Source organism: Agrobacterium sp. 5Ca39 (assembly GCF_055382365.1).
The window spans coordinates 520,450-542,942 of the sequence record NZ_AP026436.1; the positions used below are offsets into that span (position 1 = coordinate 520,450).

The 22,493-nt window shown below is 60.7% G+C and carries 25 protein-coding genes and 1 riboswitch; of the genes, 12 read left to right on the top strand and 13 right to left on the bottom strand.

Features of this window, described 5'->3' with window-relative positions:
• The first annotated feature begins 93 nt into the window (after positions 1-93).
• Positions 94-2,442: a methyl-accepting chemotaxis protein gene (locus ACZ47E_RS02505; protein ID WP_278067292.1), complete on the top strand. Its 2,349-nt coding sequence runs from the start codon at positions 94-96 to the stop codon at positions 2,440-2,442.
• Positions 2,443-2,669: 227 nt separating this feature from the next.
• On the opposite strand, the gene ACZ47E_RS02510 is transcribed toward ACZ47E_RS02505, so the two are convergent.
• A complete protein-coding gene (locus ACZ47E_RS02510; protein ID WP_153776729.1) occupies positions 2,670-3,557 on the bottom strand; it encodes a LysR family transcriptional regulator in 888 nt (295 codons plus the stop codon).
• Between the two features lie 96 nt (positions 3,558-3,653).
• On the opposite strand from ACZ47E_RS02510, the gene ACZ47E_RS02515 reads away from it, so the two are divergent.
• Positions 3,654-4,196 (top strand): GNAT family N-acetyltransferase, encoded by a 543-nt coding sequence (locus tag ACZ47E_RS02515; protein ID WP_022555811.1) that lies wholly within the window; start codon positions 3,654-3,656, stop codon positions 4,194-4,196.
• A 6-nt stretch (positions 4,197-4,202) separates the two neighbouring features.
• Here the strand turns inward: ACZ47E_RS02515 and ACZ47E_RS02520 are convergent, their stop codons facing one another.
• A complete protein-coding gene (locus ACZ47E_RS02520) occupies positions 4,203-4,547 on the bottom strand; it encodes a hypothetical protein (RefSeq protein WP_004440563.1) in 345 nt (114 codons plus the stop codon).
• A gap of 221 nt (positions 4,548-4,768) precedes the next feature.
• On the opposite strand from ACZ47E_RS02520, the gene ACZ47E_RS02525 reads away from it, so the two are divergent.
• On the top strand, positions 4,769-5,371 hold the full coding sequence (locus tag ACZ47E_RS02525) for a superoxide dismutase (RefSeq protein WP_006700042.1): 603 nt from the start codon (positions 4,769-4,771) through the stop codon (positions 5,369-5,371).
• A gap of 255 nt (positions 5,372-5,626) precedes the next feature.
• Positions 5,627-6,472, top strand: coding sequence for a metallophosphoesterase (locus ACZ47E_RS02530; RefSeq protein ID WP_278067293.1), 846 nt, complete (start codon positions 5,627-5,629; stop codon positions 6,470-6,472).
• On the opposite strand, the gene ACZ47E_RS02535 is transcribed toward ACZ47E_RS02530, so the two are convergent.
• Entirely contained in the window at positions 6,461-7,171 is a 711-nt protein-coding gene (locus ACZ47E_RS02535) for a helix-turn-helix transcriptional regulator (RefSeq protein ID WP_278067294.1), read from the bottom strand. The genes ACZ47E_RS02530 and ACZ47E_RS02535 overlap by 12 nt on opposite strands.
• Positions 7,172-7,304: 133 nt before the next feature.
• Between ACZ47E_RS02535 and ACZ47E_RS02540 the strand changes: the two genes are divergently transcribed.
• The 6 genes from ACZ47E_RS02540 to ACZ47E_RS02565 all read left to right on the top strand — a co-directional run bounded on the left by ACZ47E_RS02540 (position 7,305) and on the right by ACZ47E_RS02565 (position 11,163).
• A complete protein-coding gene (locus tag ACZ47E_RS02540) occupies positions 7,305-7,934 on the top strand; it encodes a LysE family translocator (protein WP_278067295.1) in 630 nt (209 codons plus the stop codon).
• 117 nt (positions 7,935-8,051) lie between these two features.
• On the top strand, positions 8,052-8,486 hold the full coding sequence (locus ACZ47E_RS02545) for a c-type cytochrome (protein WP_006700046.1): 435 nt from the start codon (positions 8,052-8,054) through the stop codon (positions 8,484-8,486).
• 88 nt (positions 8,487-8,574) lie between these two features.
• Complete coding sequence (locus tag ACZ47E_RS02550) at positions 8,575-9,495, top strand: c-type cytochrome (protein ID WP_004440571.1); 921 nt, start codon at positions 8,575-8,577, stop codon at positions 9,493-9,495.
• 46 nt (positions 9,496-9,541) lie between these two features.
• Positions 9,542-9,779, top strand: a riboswitch (cobalamin riboswitch).
• Positions 9,780-9,938: 159 nt separating this feature from the next.
• Entirely contained in the window at positions 9,939-10,121 is a 183-nt protein-coding gene (locus ACZ47E_RS02555; RefSeq protein WP_004440573.1) for a CbtB domain-containing protein, read from the top strand.
• A 10-nt stretch (positions 10,122-10,131) separates the two neighbouring features.
• The gene (locus ACZ47E_RS02560; RefSeq protein WP_174150770.1) at positions 10,132-10,845 is read left to right on the top strand and encodes a CbtA family protein; all 714 of its coding nucleotides are present in this window, start codon (positions 10,132-10,134) and stop codon (positions 10,843-10,845) included.
• Positions 10,846-10,848: 3 nt separating this feature from the next.
• Positions 10,849-11,163: a hypothetical protein gene (locus ACZ47E_RS02565; protein ID WP_037091650.1), complete on the top strand. Its 315-nt coding sequence runs from the start codon at positions 10,849-10,851 to the stop codon at positions 11,161-11,163.
• Between the two features lie 170 nt (positions 11,164-11,333).
• Here ACZ47E_RS02565 and ACZ47E_RS02570 read toward each other — a convergent pair whose 3' ends face one another.
• From ACZ47E_RS02570 to ACZ47E_RS02590, 5 genes are all read right to left on the bottom strand, one after another.
• Positions 11,334-11,900 (bottom strand): type 1 glutamine amidotransferase family protein, encoded by a 567-nt coding sequence (locus ACZ47E_RS02570; RefSeq protein ID WP_278067296.1) that lies wholly within the window; start codon positions 11,898-11,900, stop codon positions 11,334-11,336.
• Positions 11,901-11,921: 21 nt separating this feature from the next.
• Positions 11,922-12,410 (bottom strand): GNAT family N-acetyltransferase, encoded by a 489-nt coding sequence (locus ACZ47E_RS02575; protein ID WP_003509304.1) that lies wholly within the window; start codon positions 12,408-12,410, stop codon positions 11,922-11,924.
• Between the two features lie 193 nt (positions 12,411-12,603).
• Complete coding sequence (gene pip, locus ACZ47E_RS02580) at positions 12,604-13,551, bottom strand: prolyl aminopeptidase (protein WP_278067297.1); 948 nt, start codon at positions 13,549-13,551, stop codon at positions 12,604-12,606.
• A gap of 76 nt (positions 13,552-13,627) precedes the next feature.
• Positions 13,628-14,041 carry a MerR family transcriptional regulator gene (locus ACZ47E_RS02585; RefSeq protein WP_004440587.1) on the bottom strand — a complete coding sequence of 138 codons (414 nt, stop codon included), beginning with the start codon at positions 14,039-14,041 and terminating at the stop codon, positions 13,628-13,630.
• 60 nt (positions 14,042-14,101) lie between these two features.
• Positions 14,102-14,449 carry a hypothetical protein gene (locus ACZ47E_RS02590; protein ID WP_004440589.1) on the bottom strand — a complete coding sequence of 116 codons (348 nt, stop codon included), beginning with the start codon at positions 14,447-14,449 and terminating at the stop codon, positions 14,102-14,104.
• A gap of 129 nt (positions 14,450-14,578) precedes the next feature.
• Between ACZ47E_RS02590 and dmeR the strand changes: the two genes are divergently transcribed.
• Positions 14,579-14,851, top strand: a complete 273-nt coding sequence (gene dmeR, locus ACZ47E_RS02595) for a Ni(II)/Co(II)-sensing transcriptional repressor DmeR (RefSeq protein WP_003509296.1) — start codon at positions 14,579-14,581, stop codon at positions 14,849-14,851.
• A 20-nt stretch (positions 14,852-14,871) separates the two neighbouring features.
• A complete protein-coding gene (dmeF, locus tag ACZ47E_RS02600; protein ID WP_278067298.1) occupies positions 14,872-15,891 on the top strand; it encodes a CDF family Co(II)/Ni(II) efflux transporter DmeF in 1,020 nt (339 codons plus the stop codon).
• Positions 15,892-15,901: 10 nt separating this feature from the next.
• On the opposite strand, the gene ACZ47E_RS02605 is transcribed toward dmeF, so the two are convergent.
• From ACZ47E_RS02605 to ACZ47E_RS02625, 5 genes are all read right to left on the bottom strand, one after another.
• Positions 15,902-16,189, bottom strand: coding sequence for a hypothetical protein (locus ACZ47E_RS02605; protein WP_278067299.1), 288 nt, complete (start codon positions 16,187-16,189; stop codon positions 15,902-15,904).
• A gap of 375 nt (positions 16,190-16,564) precedes the next feature.
• Positions 16,565-17,668 (bottom strand): quaternary amine ABC transporter ATP-binding protein, encoded by a 1,104-nt coding sequence (locus ACZ47E_RS02610; RefSeq protein ID WP_278067300.1) that lies wholly within the window; start codon positions 17,666-17,668, stop codon positions 16,565-16,567.
• Positions 17,661-18,569, bottom strand: a complete 909-nt coding sequence (locus ACZ47E_RS02615; protein WP_278067301.1) for an ABC transporter permease — start codon at positions 18,567-18,569, stop codon at positions 17,661-17,663. Before ACZ47E_RS02615 ends, ACZ47E_RS02610 begins: the two co-directional genes overlap by 8 nt.
• Before the next feature lie 255 nt (positions 18,570-18,824).
• Positions 18,825-19,835: an ABC transporter substrate-binding protein gene (locus tag ACZ47E_RS02620; RefSeq protein WP_004440603.1), complete on the bottom strand. Its 1,011-nt coding sequence runs from the start codon at positions 19,833-19,835 to the stop codon at positions 18,825-18,827.
• Positions 19,836-20,317: 482 nt separating this feature from the next.
• The gene (locus ACZ47E_RS02625) at positions 20,318-22,417 is read right to left on the bottom strand and encodes a S9 family peptidase (RefSeq protein ID WP_278067302.1); all 2,100 of its coding nucleotides are present in this window, start codon (positions 22,415-22,417) and stop codon (positions 20,318-20,320) included.
• Positions 22,418-22,493: the final 76 nt, after the last annotated feature.

The window sequence follows — 22,493 nt, forward strand, 5'->3', positions numbered from 1 at the left end:
AAAACCCTGAAAACAGGGGGTAATTTAATCCAATTTTAGAAAACAGAATTGTAGCTTGCGACATCTTCACTTCCGGGCAGCGGGGGCCGCCAGATGTCTTTCAGCATTCGAAATGTACTTGTAGGTTTTTTTCTCACCATCAGCCTTGCACTTGCCGGTCTGGTCGGCAACGAAGCCTGGCGCTCGGTCAATCGCGCCAGCGCCTTTTCTGAGGTTGCGCAGCTTGTCGCGCTCGACAAGCTTCTCTTCAACGCACTTCTGAATTTCCGCAGTGAGCGCGGCGACAGCGCCACCGCGCTCACTGTCGATCCTTCGAAATCCGCGGGCAGCGTCGCCAGCGTGCAGGCGGCGCGTCAGAAGGTGGATGCCGCCATGACGGCCTTTATCGCGCAGTCTCCGTCGATTGCAGATGCGAAGCTCCAGGGACCGCTCAAGCGCGTGAGCGATGTCTACGCACAGTTCGTCGACCTGCGAAAGAAGGTGGACGCCAATATTTCCCAGCCGCTTGATCGGCGCGAAAACGGCCTCGACAAGACCGTGATGACGCTGGGCGCCGATTTCCTTGCGTCTCTCGAAGCCGGCTCGACTGCGTTGGAAGGCGCCGTCCGTTCGCTGGATCAGGGCCAGACAGGCCTCATTCAGCTGCGATCCTACGGCTGGTCCGCCCGCGCGCTTGGTGGCAGCGCCACCGTTGTCCTCAACGCTGCTGTGGCGCAGAACCGTCCTCTTACCGCCCAGGAAATGCAGCAGCTGGGCGCCTTCGATGCCGGCGCGGCTTTCGCGTGGAAAGCAACGGGCGATCTCGTGGCGCATGAATCGGCGCCGCAATCGCTCAAGGACATCTACGCCACTGCGGACAAGACCTATTTCAAGGGCGATTTCAACGCCCAGCGAACCAAGCTCATCGAAGATCTGAACAATGGCCGCACGCCGTCCTTTACCATGGATAGCTGGCGCACCACCGTCACGGAAAATCTCGGCACGATTGCCAAGATCGCTTCTGCCGCCATGGACGTGCTGGATGCCAACGCCGAGAAGGCGAAACAGGAAGCCTTCACCGATGCGGTGATCTTTCTCGCGGTCTTCGTGGTCACGCTCGCCCTCTGCATTGTCTCGCTCGCCGTCATCGTCGGCCGCGTCACCCGGCCGATCAGCCGGCTGACCAATGCCATGATGGCACTGTCGGGCGGCAATCTCGCAATCGATATCGCAGGCGCAAAACGCGGTGACGAGATCGGCGAGATGGCCCGGGCCGTGGAAGTTTTCCGTGAGGCCGCCATCCGCAATCGGCAGCTGGAGGCGGATGCCGTCGCAAACCGGGAACAGGCCGAACGCGACCGCATCGAGCTGCAGCAGCGTGCCGAGGCCGAAGCCGAAGCACGGCTCAACCAGGCGACGGGTTCGCTGGCAGGCGGCCTGCGCCGCCTCGCCTCGGGCGATATGCTCTGCGAGATCGCCACGCCATTCGCGCCGCAATTCGAGGCGCTACGGCACGATTTCAACAGCTCCGTGCACCAGCTTCGCGAAGCGCTGACCAGCGTCGGCCAGTCCGTGCAGACGGTGAATGGCGGCGCACACGAGGTGTCGTCGGCATCCGACGATCTTTCCCGCCGCACCGAACAGCAGGCCGCCTCCCTGGAAGAGACAGCCGCCGCGCTGGAAGAGATCACCGCCAACGTGTCCGCCACGTCCAAACGCGCCGGCGAAGCGCGCGACACGGTGCGGGAAGCGCGGACGAAGGCCGATCTTTCCGGCAAGGTGGTGCGCGATGCCGTTGCCGCCATGGAACGCATCGAACATTCCTCGCGTCAGATCGGTCAGATCATCGGCGTGATCGATGAGATCGCCTTCCAGACCAACCTTCTGGCGCTGAATGCCGGCGTTGAAGCGGCGAGGGCGGGCGATGCCGGCAAGGGCTTTGCCGTCGTTGCACAGGAGGTGCGCGAACTGGCGCAGCGCTCCGCCAATGCGGCCAAGGAAATCAAGCAGCTCATCAATACGTCAGCCGTTGCGGTGGGCGAAGGCGTGAAGCTGGTGGCCGATACCGGCCTCGGGCTTTCCGAGATCGAGCAGCTGGTGCTCTCCGTCAACAGCCACATGGACGCCATCGCGACCGCAGCACAGGAACAGTCTGCCGGCCTTTCCGAGGTCAACACCGCCGTCAACCACATGGATCAGGCCACGCAGCAGAATGCTGCCATGGTCGAGGAAATGAATGCGGCCGGTGCGGGGCTCGCACAGGAATGCGCCAACCTCCAGGCGCTGCTGGCGCAGTTCCAGCTCGGCCACCAGACCTCGGCCCTGCGGGAGACGGCGCGGCAGATGCAGCGCGTTGCAAGCCCGGCCCCTGCGCCGGTCACCTCCGCTCCGAAAGCCCGCCCGATCGTTGCACGCGGCAATGCGGCACTGGCCGTGAAGGGTGACGACTGGACGGAGTTCTGAGAACGAAACTCGTGGACTGAATGTGTGGGTGGAGGCTTGGTTATGGGCTCCGTCACCCCGGACTGGATCCGGGGTCCAGCGCGATCAAGTCCTTGATCGCGAAAAACTCTCTTCACGGCGCAGACGCGCCGTGGCTGGATGCCGAATCCAGTCCGGCATGACGGATGAGAGAGTACGGTTCCATGTCGTCAACAGGTCGAAGCCGGCCCTCGCAACCGGCGCGGACTTCACCTTTTCCGCACATCCGGCAGTGCTGCGGCAAGCGCCCGCAGCGGCGCAGTCATGTGTTTGTCGCGCCGCATCGCGAGAGCGATCCGGCGTTCGAGCGGCGGATTGAGTGAGCGCCATTGCAGCCCCGATGGAGTGGCGTCCTGTTCCACTGCCATGCGTGGAACGATGGCAAGGCCAAGCCCGGCGCCTGCAAGTTTCTTGATGGCTTCCACGCTGCCGAGTTCCATCGTCGGCTGCACGGCACGACCGCTTGCAGCGAACCATTGATCCACCAGCCTGCGCGTATTACCGCCCTCGTAGAGCAACAGCGGCTTGGTCGAGAGCACATCTGCGGTGAGCAGCCCTGTGTCCGCGATCATATCTTTCGGGAAGACGGCGACCAGCTCATCGAAATGGATATCGCTGATATCGAGGCTGCGGCCGCTGGCGGGCAGGGCCACCACGGCGGCGTCGATCGTGTTGGCCTCCAGAAGCCGCAGGATATCGTGGGTATTGCCCGTCTGCACCACGATCTCGATGCCAGGCATGGCTGCGCGAATACGCCCCAGAACCGGCGGCAGGAGATAGATACAGGCGGTGGCGCCCGTGCCGATGCGCAGGCGTCCCGTCACCCCGCTGCGATGCGGCGCGACCGTATCGATGGCATGCGCCACCTCTTCTGCAATCCGCCTTGCATGAATGAGGAAGTCGCGGCCCGCCGCCGTCGGCTGGGCGCGCCTGCCCACCCTCTCGATCAGCCGCACGCCCAGCTGTTTTTCAAGCAGCCTTATGTGCAGGCTGATGGCCGGCTGCGTCACTCCGGCCTTGTCGGCGGCGGCGGAAAAGCTGCCGAGATCGGCCACATCCATGAAACTTCGCACTTGCCGAAGGTCGAGATCCATCATCAAAGAAAACCTTATCGATTGTATAAGTCAGATAATCTTTATTTTGGCTGCGCCGCAATGCACAATGACGGCGTGAATGATCCGCAGGACAAGAGAATGACCCTTTCCACCGTTTCCAGCCTTCTGATCCGCCCCTGTGAAGAGGCGGATATCCCAGCCATTACCGAAATTTACCGGGACGCCGTTTTGCATGGCCGCGCCAGCTTCGAGATCGATCCGCCAACGGCGGAAACGATGGCTGAGCGCCGCCGCCTTCTGGTGGAGGGCAATTTCCCCTATCTCGTCGCTGAGCGTGACGGCAAGGTGGCGGGATATGCCTATGCCGGGGCTTATCGCGCCCGCCCGGCCTATGGCGCGACGGTTGAGGATTCCGTTTACATCGACCCTTCGATGAAAGGCATGGGTATTGGCCGCAAGCTGCTCGACGCGCTCATCAAGGAGGCGACCGTGCGTGGCTTCCGGCAGATGATCGCCGTCATCGGCGACAGCGCAAATGCGGCTTCGGTCGGCGTGCATCGCGCCGCCGGTTTCGAGCACGTCGGAACCTTCAAATCCATCGGCTGGAAACATGGCCAGTGGCTGGACACGGTGCTGATGCAGCGCGCACTGGGCGAGGGCGATACCACGCCGCGTTTCTGACCCGCGTCAGGGCTTGGTGGAGCCGGGAATTTCCACCTTCAGCGTATCGCCGGCAAGTTCGCTGCCGAGTTCCACGGCCTTGGTCTTCTTGTCATAGACGCAGATATGGCTGACCGTCACATCCGCGCCCTTTGCCCTGCCGGTCAGGATGGCAAGACCGTAATTCTCGCTGCCAACGGGATCGACGACCGCCTTGGCGTCGTCGATCATGTCTCCGGCTGCGGCAAGACACGCAGTCTGCACATCCGCCACGAATTCCTTCCACGCATCGTCCGAAGATGCGGACGCAGGCAGGACAGCCGACGAGACGGCAACAAGGAGGGCGGCTGTGTGGATCATCGGGCGTATCATGGAATTTCCTTCCTGCAATCTCGATCAAAAGCGAACCGATAGGGTGGAAAACGGTACGCCAGCGATGTGAAACAAATATGGTGGCGGCCGGCGCGAGAGGAATTTTCTCTTTTGGCGGAACATTTTGATAATTCACAGGTTGCCCAAACAGAGCTTCGCTCCTATGGTCCGCTCACACGGTTTCTAGGAGCGGTAACGCGCTGCAAAAAGGAGTAAAAACCATGGCCTTCGAACTTCCCGAACTCCCCTACGACTACGACGCGCTTGCACCTTACATGTCGCGCGAGACGCTCGAGTTCCATCACGACAAGCACCACAAGGCGTATGTCGACAACGGCAACAAGCTTGCAGCTGAAGCCGGTCTTTCCGACCTGTCGCTCGAAGAAGTCGTGAAGAAGTCCTTTGGCACCAATGCCGGTCTCTTCAACAATGCGGCCCAGCACTACAACCACGTTCATTTCTGGAAGTGGATGAAGAAGGGCGGCGGCGGCAACAAGCTGCCGGGCAAGCTCGAGCAGGCAATTGCCTCCGATCTCGGCGGTTACGACAAGTTCAAGGCCGATTTCATCGCAGCCGGCACCACGCAGTTCGGCTCCGGCTGGGCGTGGCTGTCCGTCAAGAACGGCAAGCTCGAAATCTCCAAGACCCCGAACGGCGAAAACCCGCTGGTTCACGGTGCAGAACCGATCCTCGGCGTCGACGTATGGGAACACTCCTACTACATCGACTACCGCAACCTGCGTCCGAAGTACCTCGAAGCCTTCGTCGATAACCTCATCAACTGGGACTACGTCCTGGAGCGTTACGAAGCTGCTGCCAAGTAAGGCTTGCGACAAGCGTGGTTGCTGATCGAGGCAGCCACCTCTTGCGCGACGTCATCCTCGGCCTTGTGCCGAGGATCCGCGGATGTTCCCTGACACGGGATGTCAGCAGATGCGCCGGGACAGGCCCGAGAATGGCGACGGAAAGCTTGCGGAACCACCTATTGAACACCCGGCTCTCAGGCCGGGTGTTTTGCTTTGGAGCATATTCTGCTCCTGTCACAAGCCTGTCATCCGCCGGGTTTATCGCGGCGCATCATGACTGAAAAAACAACTCCTCTCTTCTCCTTCGGCATAGTCGCCGATCCCCAATATGCCGATATCGATCCGCGTCCCGAGATGGGCCGTCATTATCGCGAAAGTCCCAAAAAGCTCGCGGAGGCGGTGGATGCCTTCAATCGCGAAGATCTGGCCTTCGTCGTGACGCTGGGCGACATCATCGATCGCGGTTTTGAAAATTTCGATGCGATCCTTGCCGTTTACGACCGGCTTCGCCACCGCTCGCTCCTGCTGCCGGGCAATCACGATTTCGCCGTTGCCGCCGAGCATTTGCCTGGCGTCCACGCCCGCCTCGGCATGGCCGCCGCCTGGCATGATTTTACCGTCGGCGGCATCCGCTTCGCCGTGCTTGATGGCAATGACGTCAGCCTTTTCGCCCCACCGGTTGGGGATCCGCGTCGCACCCTTGCTGCCGAGCGGCTGAAGCGCCTCTCGGATGTAGGCGCAATCAACGCGCAGGACTGGAACGCCTCGCTTGGCGACGAGCAGTTCGACTGGCTGCGGGCGGTTCTGCAAAAGGCGGATGCGGTGGGCGAAAGAGTCATCGTGCTGTGCCACTACCCTGTCTATCCGGAGAACGCCCATAACATGTGGGACGCACCGCGCATCCTTGATCTTCTCAACGCCCATCCTTGCGCCATCGCATGGTTCAACGGCCATAACCATGAGGGCAATTACGGCGTATCGGGCAATACACATTTCGTGAATTTCAAGGGCATGGTCGACACGCCAGACCAGAACACCTTCGCCATCGCCGATGTCTTTGCCGACCGAATCGCCATTCGCGGTTTCGGGCGGGAGGAGGATCGCCTCTTAGGGCTGTGAGTAAGGGATGGCCGGCTGGTTGCTCTGCCAGCCGGCCATCCACAATTGCCGCAGCTTCTCGCCTTCGAGCTTGAAGAAACTGCCGGTCGCCCGGCAGCTCTGCACCCGGTCCGAGCGGAAATTGCGGATCGCCTGCCGCAGCTCGCACCAGGCGACAATATTCACTGTTTCGGAATAGTAGATCACCGCGATTGGCCGAACCCGCCGCCGCGTTTCCGCGCCGGCTTCATCGCGATAGATGATTTCCAGCGTCTCCTCGTCGCGCACCGCACGCCTGACCGTCGAGAGATCAAGTCCTGCCGGTGCCGGCGCGATGCTGCCCCAGGCGTGGAGGGCATTGGCGGAAAGGGTCTTTGACAGCGGTTCGGGCAGAGACGCGGCAATCTTGTCGCTCGCCTTCTTCGCGGCCCGGCGCAATTCCATATCGCCGGTGCGGTCGACCATGGCGAGCGCCAGCACGATTGCCTCGGTTTCCTCGATGGAAAACATCAGTGGCGGCAGGTTGAAACCGGGCCGGAGAATATACCCCACGCCGCGTTCCCCTGCGATGGGCACACGCATGGTCTGAAGCGCTGCCATATCGCGATAGACCGAGCGCACTGTTATCTCCAGCATGTCGGCAATCGTCTGCGCGGTCACCGGGCGGCGCGCCAGCCGCAAAATCTGGATGATCTCGAACAGTCTTGAGGCCTTGCGCATTGCCGTCTTCCCGATGGATTTTCCCACGCAACTGACACAACGCTGTCAGTTGGCGTTCCCTATAAACGGAAAAATACATTGAGAAACATGGGGTTTCTCGAATGCACCTCTATCCGGTATGAAAGATACTGACATGACTTATGCCGAAAATCTCTGGCTTTTCTTTGCTGTCCTGTTCGGCATCATCATCCTGCCGGGCATGGACATGCTCTTTGTGCTGGCAAGCGCGCTGACAGGTGGCAGGAGAACCGGCCTTTCCGCCGCCGTCGGCATGAGCGCCGGCGGCATCGTGCATTCGCTGTATGGCGCGCTGGGCGTCGGCATGCTTGCCGCATGGATGCCGTCGCTGTTCCTGCCGCTGCTTGTCGTCGGCGCGGCTTACATGGTCTGGATCGGAATCGGCCTGGTGCGCAGTGCGATTGTCGTGAACGGCGATGAGGCTGAGGCAAGCGCTTCGGTTAAAAAGGCATTCTGGCGGGCGGTGTTGACCTGCCTGTCAAACCCGAAGGCCTACCTGTTCATGATGGCCGTCTACCCACAGTTTCTCAAACCCGCCTATGGACCGATCTGGATGCAGGGGCTGGTGATGGGTGCGATGGTGGCGGTAACGCAGTTCACCGTTTATGGCGCGCTGGCGCTGACGGCGGATAGAAGCCGCGCATGGCTCGTTTCCTCTCCCGCGGCTACGATCGTCATCGGCCGCATCGCCGGTTTCATGCTGATCGCCGCAGCACTTCTCACATTGTGGGAAGCCTTGTCTTAGGCTTCTGTTTTCACGATGGAATTCACCGCAATGTGACTTCTTTTCGCCATGTGGAAAGGGCATCCTCGCGGCGTTCCATCAAGCGTCCGGCGCCCGCCGGAATCAAGGAGAGAGTGTATGAAACTGAAAACAATCGCAGCGGCCACGCTGTTCGGCTGTCTTTGCGCCGGAGCGGTCTATGCTGCCGGCGAAGTCGAAAAACGTGAAGGCATGATGAAGCAGATCGGTGGCTCCATGGGAGCGCTCGCCGCCATCTCCAAGGGCCAGAAGCCTTTCGACGCCGAAGCCGTCAAGGCCGCCGTGACGACCATCAGCACCAATGCCAAGGCTTTCCCCGACCAGTTCCCCGCCGGCACCGAGACCGGCAGCGCGGCAGCGCCCGCGATCTGGGAAAACTTTGAGGACTTCAAGGCCAAGTCCGCCAAGCTCGGCGCAGATGCGGATAAGATTCTCGCCAATCTCCCCACCGATCAGGCGGGTGTAACCACCGCCATGCAGACGTTGGGCGCCGATTGCGGCACCTGCCACCAGACCTATCGCCTGAAGAAATAATCGAACGAGTTTGAAACGCCGCTCCCGGGCGGCGTTTTTCCGTCACGAAAGACACCTGACGTTGTCAGGGGAGAATGGGGAGAGGGGCATGTCTTCCATTTGGACGAAGCTTGTGGGCGGGATCGTGGTCGCGGCCGTTGCGGGCTACGGGATTTTCGCATGGGTGACCGCGCCGCAGCGCCAGGCGCCCAGCCATTGGGTGAGCCTCGGTGAGCCGGATCTCGCCAATGGCGAGACGCTGTTCTGGGCGGGCGGCTGCGCAAGCTGTCATGCCGCGCCGGATGCTAAGGGTGAAGCGCTGTTGACGCTTTCAGGCGGGCAGGCACTGAAAAGCCCCTTCGGCACCTTTCATGTTCCAAATATTTCGTCTGATCCGCAGCACGGCATCGGCGGCTGGACGCTGGCGGAATTTGGCGATGCCATGACGCGCGGTGTGGGAAAGAACGGCGAACATCTCTATCCCTCCTTCCCCTATGCCTCTTATGCCCGGATGACGCAGAAGGACATCAATGACCTCTTCGGTTATCTGAAGGCCCTGCCGGCGAGCCAGAACGATGCGCCCGACCACGATCTGCCGTTCCCCTTCAACATGCGCATGGCGCTCGGCGGCTGGAAGTTCCTGTATTTCGACCCTTCGGCACCGCCGCGCGTCGAGCTGGCCAATGCCAATGCCGAACTTCTGCGTGGCCAATATCTGGTGGAAGGTCCGGGCCATTGCGGCGAATGCCACACGCCGCGCAATGCGCTCGGTGGCTTCCTGAAGGGCAAGTGGCTGGCCGGCGGCCCCAATCCGGAAGGCGAAGGCCGCATTCCGGACATTACCCCCGGCTCGCAAAGCATCGGAAGCTGGGCCGAGGCCGATATTTCGAGCTATCTCGAAACCGGCTTCACCCCGGAATTCGACAGTGTCGGCGGTTCCATGGTGAAGGTGCAGCAGAACATGGCGCATCTGACAGCCGAGGACCGCGACGCGATCGCCGCCTATCTGAAGGCGATCCCGGCGCGCTGAGGGTCCCGTTGGCATGCGTGCCCATTGACTCCCGTCCCCACGCGGCGGATAACAACCCTGTGATGGTTCCTTCCGGGCGTTCCGGAAGGTGAAAAGGGAACACGATAGGGAGAAATCCTCATTCGTGGCTGCCCCCGCAACTGTGAGCGGAGAGCCTGAAACGAAATGCCACTGGCAGACCCTTCGACCGAACCGGCGTTTCCGGTTGAGGCGAGGTGTTGCCGGGAAGGTGTTTCAGGTTTTGACCCGTAAGCCAGGAGACCTGCCATCACGGAAATGTCCATGCCGGCGGGGTGTCCGGAAGAGCGGAATGTCAGGGTGGCAAGATCGATGCCCCCTGTGTCAGTCTCGTATCCCCGTGGTGAAGTGTATCGCAGGCGGTCGCATGGCTTTGCCGTTCGACCGCATCCAGAGGCGCGGGGTCGCGCCGGAGAGGGGTCACCATGTCCATCCACCAGAATACGGCCAATTCAGCCGTTTCAGCAAAAACGGGCAGCTTCGCGCAATCGCTGACGGCGATCGTGCTTGGCCTGTTCGTTGTCGGTTTTGTCGGTTTCTCGCATGTGGAAGCCGTTCACAATGCCGCCCATGACACGCGTCATGCCAATGCCTTCCCCTGCCATTGAGGGGAATGTCATGTCGTCTTTTCGCAATATCGTCTTTACCGCCGTTCTCGTCGGCATCCTCGGCGGCTTAGCCGTTTCAGCCATGCAGGCTTTCGGCACCACGCCGCTCATCCTTCAGGCAGAGACCTATGAGGGCGCGGGCGGTGAAGCTGCCCACAGCCACGAGGCCACGGCGCCCGGTGCTGTGGTTCCCGCCCACGAGCACAATGAAGAGGCCTGGGCTCCGGCCGATGGTTTCGAACGCACTGCCTATACGGTTGCCGCCAATGTCCTGACCGCGATCGGTTATGCGCTGGTGCTGACCGGACTGATTTCGCTGCGCGGCACCAATGGCGGCTGGCGTGAGGGGCTTTTGTGGGGCGTTGCCGGATTTGCCGCCGTCATGCTCGCCCCGATGATCGGCCTGCCGCCGGAACTGCCGGGCAGCCCCGCCGCAGCACTTGAGGCACGGCAGATCTGGTGGCTCGCAACCGTTGCCGCAACAGCCGGCGGCATCGCGCTGATCGCCTTCCGTCGCGAACCCTGGGCGATCGTCCTGGCGCTGGTGCTGATCGTCGCGCCGCATGTGGTGGGTGCGCCCCTGCCGCCGGAAGGCGAACATGCACTGGCGCCGCTGCCGCTGGAGCGTCAGTTCATCGTCGCCGCTACGGTTACGAGCTTCGTCTTCTGGGCTTTGCTCGGAACATTGAGCACGTTTTTCCTCAACCGCTTCCAGTCGGCCTGAATCATGGAGGACGCAGCGGATTGGAGTGAGGAACTCGATGCGCTGCGTTTTGCAGTTCCCGGTCACGGCGCATACTGCGCCGTGCATCGTCTCGCCTTCAAGGCGGTACTGGGCCCGAGCCCGGCGGATGAGGCGGCTCTTGCCTTTTTCCAACACCATCAGGCCGCCTTTGTGGCGGCGGCACTCGCCAAGATCAAACGTGCAAATTTACCCGCCGGCCGCAGCCTGCATCTGAACAGCCGCGATATTCGCCGGGCGATTGCCGGGGAGGGCGGCGATCACACAGCACGTGTGTGCCGGGTGCTGGATCAGCGATAATCATCGCTGTTCTCACCTCCGTCATCCCGGCCCTGAGCCGAAATCCATCCAGCCCAAGTCCTTGGGCTGAAAGAAGTCATCTCGCCGCGCAGATGCGCGTCGGCTGGATTCCGGCTCAAGGCCGGAATGACGGGGAGTAGGGGAGTGCAAACAACCGAGGCGGCTATGCCTCAGCGATGCTCCGCCGCAAAAACCTGAAGTTCGGCCTCGGCTTCCGGACCAAAGAGGCCGAGGCTTTTCAGAATTTCCACCGCGAAACTGACCGGCGCGCTGCCGGCCGCGGTAATGATCCCGCCATCGTTGACCGCTTTCGGCTGGTCGCGGTAAAGCGTCTCGCCGCTATAGGCCGAATAGGCCCTGTGCGAAGCCAGCGAATTGCCGGTATGGGCAACGGCGTTCAGAACGCCCGTGCCTGCCAGCGCACTTGCCGCCGCGCAGATGCCGGCCACCAGTCGGTTCCTCTCGCGAAACCGGCGCACCAGTTCGCCGAGATCGGCAGCTGTTCCCTTTTCCCAGCTCAGGCCTCCGGGAATGACGAGCGCATCGATGTCAACGGCATCGAGCGCGTCATAGGATGTATCCGGCGTCACCTTCAGCCCGCCCATCGAGGTTACCGGCCGTCCGTCCGGCGTGGCATAGACGATCTCGACACCGAGATAGCTGCGCGCCGCGGCGGCAAGCAGCGCCGGCTCCCAGTCAGCAAAATCCTGGGCGAGCGCAATGGCGATCCGTGTCATGGTCGTCTCCGTGTTTTTTAATCAGGCGATGGACTGCATATAGCGCATGCCGGTCACCGGGCGAGGCGCGAAATCCATGTTTTCGTAGAAACGATGCGCCGCCACATTGCCGGTCGTGGCACTGACGGAAAGATAGTCGCAGCCGAGACGCTTGGCGATATCGCGGGCCCGGGAAACCAGATGCTGGCCGGTGCCATGGCCACGATGGCCGTCGCGCACGAAGAGATGATGGAGTTCGAGCCCGCGGCGGCCCTCTTGCGCCCTGTAGAGCGGCAGAAGCAGGGCGTAACCGATCAACGCGCCATCGGCCTCGGCCACGAGACCGTGCACCCAGGGCAGCGGGCCGAACAGGTCGCGCTCCAGTTTCGCCGGCGTGATCGCCGCCGCATCGCCGTGGTAGGAGGCCAGCAGCGTGATCATCTCGTTGAGTTCGGGCAGATCCGTCTTGCGCGCGCCACGGATGATGACGACGGGCGGTCTTTCCAGTGTCAGGGAGCTATCTTCGGTCATTTTTCGGTCCTTTGGTCTTATCGGTGCCGTCAGGACGTTTGAAAACAACAAAGCCGCCTGACGGCGGCTTGTTGACAATATGATCTGTCGAGCCGCCCTTAGAGGAAGGCCCAAAAATACGAGCAGGAGATGGGTGCGCGTTCGTTGATCATGGAAAATGAAATGCGCCCGAATCCGCCGTCTGTCAAGCGGCTCAATTCGCAAATCGCGCAATTGCCGACAGGATTGCGTCTTCCATGCCCGCATCGCCCGTCGAATGGCCAGCGCCATCGATGGTAACAAGCTCGCTTCCCGGCCACGCCTCGGCAAGTTCGAAAGCGGTGACGGGCGGCCCCTGCAAGTCGCGCATGCCCTGAATGAGTATCCCGGGAATACCGGCGAGGTCTCCGGCATTGCGCAGAAGCGCGCCATCATCCAGCCAGGCCGCATGGTGGAAATAATGGGCGCAGAGGCGGGCGCGGGCGAGAATATACGCGCTGTCGCGCCATTTCTCCGGAAAGGCCGAAATGCCCTCCGCGCTGATCGAGCCCGCCTCCCACAGGTGCCACTCTAAGGCGGCCTTTGCGCGCACGGCGGGATCGGGATCATTCAGAAGCCGGCGATAGGCGCCGACCGGATCTTGCCTGGACATGTCATCGGGGATCGCGGCGATGAAACGCTGCCACTGCTGCGGCAGAAACATTGCCAGCCCCTTGTACAGCCAGTCGATTTCCCTATGCCGGGTGGTGGTGACGCCGGCCAGAACCATGCCGCGAACATGTCCTGTGTGGCGCTGTGCGTAAGTGAGGGCCAGCGTGGAACCCCATGAACTGGCGTAGATCAGCCAGTCTTCCACCGCGAGGGCACAGCGAATGGCCTCAATGTCATCGATCAGATGATGCGTGGTGTTATTCTCAAGGCTATCAGCGGCGTTTGGCGTGCTTTGACCGCAGCCGCGCTGGTCGAACTGGACGATGCGGAAAATGGCAGGATCGAAATAGCGTCGCGCTGTCGATGACAATCCTGAACCAGGCCCTCCATGCAGCAGGATCGCAGGTCGCCCCGCCGGATTGCCGGCAATCGTCACGTGCAGCCGATGGCCCTCGGAAACATCAAGGAAAATCATGTCTGATGGCGTGATTTCAGGGAAGAGCTCGGCCATCTGACGTCCTTTTTTCAGGCGGGCAAGAGGCGATTACCGGGTGCACGTGACATTCGAATGTCAGCCTCTTCTCGGCTCAATGCTCACCCTCGCACATGCCGTGATCGGAAAGCGCGCGGATGACATAACAATCCTCGATGGAATGGCCGTGGCAATGGGAGACGATCCGCTCCAGTTCGTGTTCCAGCTTCTTCAGGCTGGCGATTTTTTCCCGCACATCGGCAAGATGTTCGGCGGCGATGCGGTCTGCACCCTCGCACGGCATTTCCCGGTGCTGGCTGAGTGCGATCAACTCGCGAATGGCGTCTATGTTCAGGCCGAGATCGCGCGCGTGGCGGATGAAGGCCAGCCGTTCGAGATCGGATTTTTCGTAGCGGCGTTGGTTGCCCTCTGAACGATCCGCCTCGCGAATGAGGCCCATCTGCTCGTAATAGCGGATCGTCGGCACCTTGACGCCGGTGCGTTTGGACAGTTCACCGATGGACAGCATGGCTTTCTCCATATCTCCAGTCTCTAGAGATATGGCTTTTCGGCCCGTCGTTCAATGGGGTCAGGCGGCGTCCTCCACGCCGAGTGCCTGGGCAAGCGCCTTCAGAACCTGCGATTCGAGGCTTGCCATATCGGGCTGTGTGGAGGCGGCCACATCAGCGTTGACGCCGGTTGCGGCGGAGGCGCCGCTATCCATGTTCCAGAGGGCCGCAGCAAGGCTCGCGGAAGCGCTGGCGAGCGGAGCCACGGACGTGGCGACATTGCCGGCCACCGAAATGGCGCGATGGGCCGCCCGCGTCAGCTCCTGCAAAGCCTCGGTGGTGGACTGTGTCTCCCTGCTCCGCGCCGGCTCGATGCTCCGGGCAGGAGAGGTGAAATTGATGCTGCTGGTTGCTGCAATAGTCGTCATGACTGAGTCCCCTAAGTTCTGATGGGTGTTTTTTAATGCCCGAAACATTCGCGAGGATTGCGTCTCACACGACTTGCGCAAAAAACATGGGAAATATACTATACCCCCCTATAGTATATGAGGTCGGCCATGTCCCATACCATCCGCAACAAGGAAAAGCTTCTCGCCCGCATCCGCCGCCTGAAAGGGCAGATGGAAGCGGTCGAACGTGCGCTCGATGATGCCAAGCCCTGCGGCGAGGTGCTGCAGCTGCTCGCTTCGGTACGCGGCGCGCTTTCGGGCCTGACGGGGGAGGTAATGCAGGAGCATCTGCACGAGCACGTGGTGCATGCCGAAAATGAAGACGAACGGGCGCGGGCGGCGGAAGAGCTGGCCCAGGTGCTAAAGACCTACATCCGGTAAAACCGACAGGATTAAGCGACATGACGACGACATCCGAATACCGCGCAGCAGCCGGTCACGACCATGTTTTCCTTGGCCAGAACCACGAGCGCAATGAAAGGCGCGTCTGGATGGTCATCGCGCTGACCGCGGCGATGATGGTGGCGGAAATCGTCGCCGGTCACTGGTACGGCTCCATGGCGCTAACGGCGGATGGCTGGCACATGTCCACCCATGCGGGCGCGATGCTGATTTCGGCACTCGCTTATCTCTATGCCCGCCGCGAGGCCCGCAACCCACGCTTCACCTTCGGCACCGGCAAGTTCGGCGATCTCGCGGGTTTTGCCAGCGCCATCGTGCTGGCGGTGGTGGCGTTGCTGATTGCCGTGGAAAGCGGGATGCGCCTCGTCAGTCCCGTCGAGATCGATTTCAACCAGGCCATCCTCGTCGCCATCATCGGCCTTGCCGTCAATCTTCTCAGCGCCGTGCTTTTGAAGGATGACCATCACCACGATCATGGCCACGGCCACGGTCACGCCCACGGCTCACATGCCCACCATGGGCACGGCAGCCACGCCCACCATGATCACGGGTCCCATGCCGAGCACCATGCCGGGCACGGGGCAAAGGGCGGCCGGGACAATAATTTGCGCGCTGCCTATCTGCATGTGCTGGCGGATGCGCTGACCTCGGTTCTGGCAATCGTCGCGCTGCTGCTCGGCAAGTGGAACGGCTGGTCGTTCCTTGATCCGTTGATGGGTATCGTTGGCGGCCTGGTGATTGCCCGCTGGTCATGGGGCCTGATCCGCTCCACGGCGACAACCCTGCTCGACGCGCTGCCGTCGGCCGAGGATCTGCCTCAGGAAATCCGTGAAAGCGTGGAGACGGAAGAGGATCGCATTACCGACCTGCATGTCTGGCAGGTGGGGCCGGGGCATTACGCCGCCATCGTGGCGATCCTTTCGCAGGCGCCCAAAGCACCGGCATTTTATAAGCAGAAACTTGCCGCCATACATGAACTCTCGCATGTGACGGTGGAAGTCAGCCCGGCAAGAGGCTGATTGGAATCGCCTATTCGGTATATTCCGAATAGGCGCTGCGTACCCATTCAGCCTGCGCTTCCGCCTTGTCCTCGGGGGAGGCGGTGGCCGCATCCTGATAGGCCGGCGCGCTGCCGTTGCCGACGGCCCATAGAACATTGGCCAGCGACTGGGAAAGAATGGTGCTGGAAACGGTGGGGTTGCCGGGGCCGCGTTTTACCGCCTGCTCCTCCGGTGCGCTTTGGGCGCTGCCAGCTTTTTCGATGTCGCGGATGCGACCTTGATAGTTATATCCGCCAGTATTGCTTTCGATCTGCATGTCGGTGATTCCGCGTTCAAAAGTTAACGAATGGTTAACGGCGGCGACTTGTCCGAAACTTGCGCTTGCTGCGCTGCAGCGACTGTCGAGGGTTGACAGCCGGCGAAGTAGTGCTTCGTTTTGGCATAGTGAAGACGGGGCAGGAGGCAATTGCGAGCTTTGTGCCTCGCGGCATTACAGTCCGGTTTAAATTTCTGGCGCCGTGAATACCTCACTCCCGTCATACCGGCCTTGAGCCGGAATCCAGCCGACGCGCGTCTGCGCGGCGAGAGAGTCCTTTCAGCCCAAGGACCTGGGCTGGCTGGTTACCGGCTCAAGGCCGGTATGACGGAAAGAGGAAATCTCGTGGACGCGGCCAATCCGTCCGGTACCGGATTACGCCGTTTCCTTCTCCACCGACATAACCGTTTCCTGGAGCTTTTCCGGCTCCTCCGCCTTCACCTCCGCCTTAACCTCCTGCGGCGCGGGCGTCACCATCGCAGCCACCAGCGTATCGAGCCCGATGCTGCCGACCGGCTTGCCGTCCTCGTCCACCACATGGGCGGTCGTTTCGTTGGCTTCCGACATGTCGCGGGCGATGGTTTCGAGCGTTGCGGTCTCGGGGACCGGCATGCCCTCGGGCTTGCTCTCCAGCGGCTCCATGACAGTGTTTGCCTGCAGCACGCGGCCACGATTGACGTCGCGCACGAAGTCGGTGACGTAACCATCGGCTGGCGAGAGGATGATGCTCTGGCCGTCGCCCTGTTGCACCACTTCGCCGTCTTTGAGGATGGCGATATGGTCGCCAAGCCGCAAAGCCTCGTCGAGATCATGGGTGATGAATACAACGGTCTTCTTCAGCTCCTGTTGCAGATCGAGCAGCATCGTCTGCATATCCACACGGATCAGTGGATCGAGCGCCGAATAGGCCTCGTCCATCAGGAGAATATCGGCGTCATTGGCAAGCGCCCGGGCAAGGCCGACGCGCTGCTGCATGCCGCCGGAAAGCTGGTTCGGATAATAATCCTCGTAACCGGCAAGGCCGACACGCTCCAGCCAGTAACGGCCTTTTTCCTCGCTTTGCCTGCGCGGTACGCCCTGAATATCGAGGCCGTAGACGCTGTTTTCGAGTACCGTGCGATGCGGCAGAAGGCCGAATTTCTGGAACACCATCGCCGTCTTGTGGCGGCGAAATTGCCTGAGCGCCGAGGCGCTCATGCCGCAGATATCCTCGCCGTCATAAAGAACTTCGCCGGCGGTCGGGTCGATCAGCCGGTTGATGTGGCGGATCAGTGTCGATTTGCCGGAGCCTGACAGCCCCATGACGACGGTGATCTTGCCGCCCGGCATGGTGATGTTGATGTTGTTGAGGCCGAGAACGTGGTTGTGCCTGTCGTTCAGCTCGACCTTGTCCATGCCCTTACGCACCGCTTCGAGGTACTTCTCGGGATGCTTGCCGAAAATCTTGTAAAGATTCCTGATTTCGATGCTTTTAGCCATGGGAGACCTCGCGGTATTTCTGCAGGCGCTTGCCGAAAGCCTGGCTCGCCCGGTCGAACATGATGGCGATGGCGACCAGAGCGAAACCGTTCAGGAAGCCCACCGTAAAGAACTGGTTGTTGATGGCCTGCAGCACATTCTTGCCAAGCCCGCCGACACCGACCATGGAGGCAACGACGACCATGGCGAGCGCCATCATGATGGTCTGGTTGATGCCGGTCATGATGGTCGGCAGCGCCAGCGGCAGCTGCACATTGAACAGCTTCTGACCGTTGGAGGAACCGAAGGCGTCTGCCGCCTCAAGCACTTCGCGATCGACCAAACGGATGCCGAGGCTGGTCAGGCGGATGACGGGCGGAATGGCATAGATCACCACTGCTATCAGGCCCGGAACCTTGCCGATGCCGAAAATCACCACCACGGGGATGAGATAAACGAAACTTGGCAGGGTCTGCATCACGTCGAGCACGGGATTGATGAGGCGTTGCAGGCGTTCGGAACGACCCATCAGAATGCCGAGCGGCAGGCCGATGACGATGGCGATCAGGGTAGCGATGGCGACGATGGAGAGCGTCGTCATGGCATCGCGCCAGAGGCCGACCGCGCCGATCATCAGCAGGGAAATGGCGGTGCCGCCTGTTATCTTGAAGCTGCGTCCGGCCAGATGCACGACGGCGAGAATGACCAGCATGGTAATGATCCACGGCGTCTGGATGAACAGACGCTCCGAGGAATTGAGGAAAAGCTGCAGCGGGTGAACGACGACGTCGATCGCATCGCCGTAATTGCGCACGATATCGCGAAACCCGTCATCGATGGTTTTGCGAGCCACGCGCATGGTGGAGTTGTCGATTGCCGGGAACTTGCAGAGCAGGTCCGGCAGGTAGGTGCAGAGGGCCATTATTGTTGTTTTCCCTTTGGGTTGTTGGGGTGGGCGCGAGGTTGGAGTGGGCGGATCACCCCCTCTGTCCTGCCGGACATCTCCCCCACAAAGGGGGAGATCGACCTGAGGCACGGCCTTGCCCATCTCGATGGTTGAGGATGAAGCGGTGATAGCGCGCCCAGCCGATCTCCCTCCTTGTGGGGGAGATGCCCGGCAGGGCAGAGGGGGGTAAGCCAAGGTTGAGAACCGAAACTTTCCCGCTCCATTATCCCGTCACATCGAAGCCTTGATCTTCTCAGCCACCTCGGGCGAAACCCACTTCGTCCAGAGTTCCTCATGGTTCTCGAGGAAATACTCGGCCCCATCTTCATTGGTGCCCTGATTTTCATCCATCCACGCCAGAACCTTGGCAACGGTGTCGTTGTCCCACTGCCGCTTGCGGATGTAGTCGATGGAAGGGCCCGCCTTTTCGGCGAAATCCTTGGTCACGACGGTGAAGACCTCCGCCACCGGATAGGCATTCGGCTTGGGATCGGCGCAGTCCGCCTTGGCGATGCAATTGTCGTAAGCCGCCCGGTCGAGCGGAACGCCATCGTCCAGCTTCACCATATCGTATTTGCCGAGAATGGCCGTCGGAGCCCAATAATAGCCGAGCCAGCCCTGCTTCTTTTCGTAGGCATTGGAAATAGAGCCATCCAGACCGGCCGCGGAGCCGGTATCGATCAACGCAAAGCCCTTTTCATCAGCCTTGCGGGCCTTGAACAGGTTGGCGGTAGTTGGCTGGCAACCCCAGCCGGGCGGGCAGCCGAAGACGGCGCCCTTGCTGGCGTCTTCAGGCGCGGGAAACAGTTCGGGATGTTTCAGCGCATCCTCGACGGTCTTGATGTCTGGATGTTCGTCGGCAAGATATTTCGGGATCCACCAACCCTCAACGCCGCCTTCGCTGAGAATTTTGACTTCCTGAATGAGATTGCCGCTCTTGACGGCTTCCTCGTAGGGGGTGCCAAGTGTGTTCACCCACATTTCGGGCGCCATGTCGGGCTGGCCCTTTTCATTCATGGACGTGAAAGTGGGGGTGGTGTCGCCGCTGACGACATTGACCGTGCAGTCATAGCCGTTTTCCATGATGAACTTGTCGACGTAGGCCGCGACACCGGCGGATGCCCAGTTCATTTCGGCGATGGTGATGCTGCCACAGCTGTCTGCGGCATTGGCGGAAGATGCTGCACCGGCAGCGATGGTAAAGCCCGTTACGAGAATGGTCGAGGCCAGGAGTTTCTTCATGAGGAGACCTCCAAGTCTGATGCAGTGTTTTCAATTGGCAAAGCGGGAGCACTGCAAAGCCCGGATTGCCAAGGGCGAACTGACATGGCGCGTGGAGATGCCGAAAATCCGGCGAGAGAATATCCGCAGAACAAGCGGCGATATTGCCGCGGAAACTGCGGCGAAAAGGCGCATGAATATGTCAACGCCGTGCATAATACGGCCAAAAAGTGATATTGCAACGCGGCAATGCGCAGGGCAGCCATGCAGGTGATCTATGGAGCGATTTTCCTGTCCGGGTAATACATGGCGTGTATTTTATTATTCAGTAGAAAATATAGACTATACAGTAGATCGAAATAAAAATTCCCAATAATTTCAAGTTTTGTTTAAATAAGAAATTTTTGCCACAATTTGTGGAAAAAACAATCTGAAATATTTTTTCGCGAGGTATTTTTGTGCGAAACGACGCGGGCGGCAGCGTACGCCGCCCGCATCGGGCATCAGACGGCGTCCTTGCCGGCTACCTTCAGCGCAAAGGCGTATTCGAAGGCTATTTCCTCCAGCCGCTGGAAGCGGCCCGACTTGCCACCATGGCCTGCCGCCATGTTGGTCTTGAGCAGGACCGGCGCTTCACCCGTGGTCTTTTCGCGCAGCTTGGCCACCCATTTGGTCGGCTCCCAATAGGTCACACGCGGATCGGTGAGGCCGGAAAGCGCCAGAATCGGCGGGTAAGGCTTCGCACCGACATTGTCATAGGGGCTGTAGGCGGCGATCCAGCCATATTCCTCTGCCGATTCCAGCGGATTGCCCCATTCCGGCCATTCCGGCGGCGTCAGCGGCAGCGTGTCGTCCAGCATCGTTGTCAGCACGTCCACGAAGGGAACGGCGGCGATGATGCCGGCAAACTTCTCCGGCGCCATATTGGCGACGGCGCCCATCAACATGCCGCCGGCAGAACCACCCTCGGCGATGATGCGCTCGTAAGACGTGAAGCCTTCCTGCACCAGATGATCGGCAGCGGCAATGAAGTCTTTGAACGTGTTCTGCTTGTGCTCCATCTTGCCGGTTTCGTACCACTCGAAACCCTTGTCCTTGCCGCCGCGAATATGGGCGATGGCATAGATGAAACCACGGTCCGCCAGAGACAGCGTCGTGGTGGAGAAGGAAGCGGGAATGGTGATGCCGTAAGCGCCATAGCCATAAAGCAGGCAGGGGGCGGAACCGTCGAGCGGCACGTCCTTGCGGTAAAGCAGGGAGACCGGCACCAGCTCACCATCATGCGCAGGGGCCATGATGCGGCGGGTGATGTAATCATCAGGATTGTGGCCCGATGGCACTTCCTGCGTCTTCAGAAGCGTGCGTTCGCGCGTCACCATGTCGTAATCGAACAGTTGGCTCGGCGTCGTCATCGAGGAATAGGAGAACCGGATGACGTCGGTGTCATATTCCGCCGCGCCATGCAGGCCCAGCGAATAGGCCTCTTCGGCAAAAGCGATGGAATGTTCCTCGCCGGTGCGGCGGTCGCGGATGACGATGCGCGGCAGGCCGTCACGGCGCTCCAGCCATATCAGATGGCGGGCATAGGCATCGACGGAGAGGATCAGCCGGCCCGGCTCATGCGGCACCACCTCTTTCCAGTTTTCCTTGCCGGGCGCCGTGACCGGGGCTTCCACAATGCGGAAATCCTTGGCATCGCCATCATTGGTGAGGATGAAGAAGACATCGCCGCCTTCGCACATCGAATATTCGATGCCCTCTTCGCGTTCCGCCACGATAGCCGGTTCGGCGGTCAGGTCTTTCGTGGAGAGAATGCGATATTCGCTGGTCTCATGATCGTGAATGTCGATGAAGATGAAATCATCGAGAACGGACGCACCGACACCCATGAAGAAACCGGGATCCTTCTCCTCGTAGACCAGCCGGTCGGCCGATTGCGGCTCACCGATAATATGGTGGAAGACCTTGGAAGGGCGGTGGTTCTCGTCCTGCAGCGTATAGAAGAAGCTCCTGCCGTCAGGCGCCCATGCGCCGCCGCCGCCGGTGTTTTCGACGATATCGGCAAGGTCCTCGCCGGTTTCGAGGTTACGGATGCGCAGGGTGAAATATTCCGAGCCCTTGTCGTCATAACCCCAGATGCCGTGTGTGTGATCGGAAGACTGGTCGAGACCGGCAAGACGGAAATAATCCTTGCCCTCGGCTTCTTTGTCGCCGTTCAAAAGCACCTGTTTCTCACCGCCGCCGCGCGGGGTGCGGAAATAATGCGGCTGCTCGCCGCCGGTCACGAAAAGCGTGCCATAGGCATAAGGCCCGTCATTGACCGGCACGGAGGAATCATCCTGCTTGATGCGGCCCTTCATCTCCTCGAACAGCTTCTCCTGAAGCGCCTTGGTGTCGCCCATGGCCGCTTCCATATAGGCGTTTTCCGCCTCCAGATGGGCGCGGATCGCCGGGTCGAGAATGGAGGTGTCCTTGAACATGGCCTGCCAGTTATCGGCCCGGAACCATGCGTAATCATCGGTGCGGGTAATGCCGTGATGCGTATCCTGAACGGGCCGTTTTTCGGCGGTCGGGGCGGCGGGCAGGTTCTTGAAAATCGGCAATGGAAACTCGCTTTCCTGTAAAAATTCTTGAGCGGCACCAAGATGTAGAGCGGGGCTTGCGGCCGATCAAGTTTCA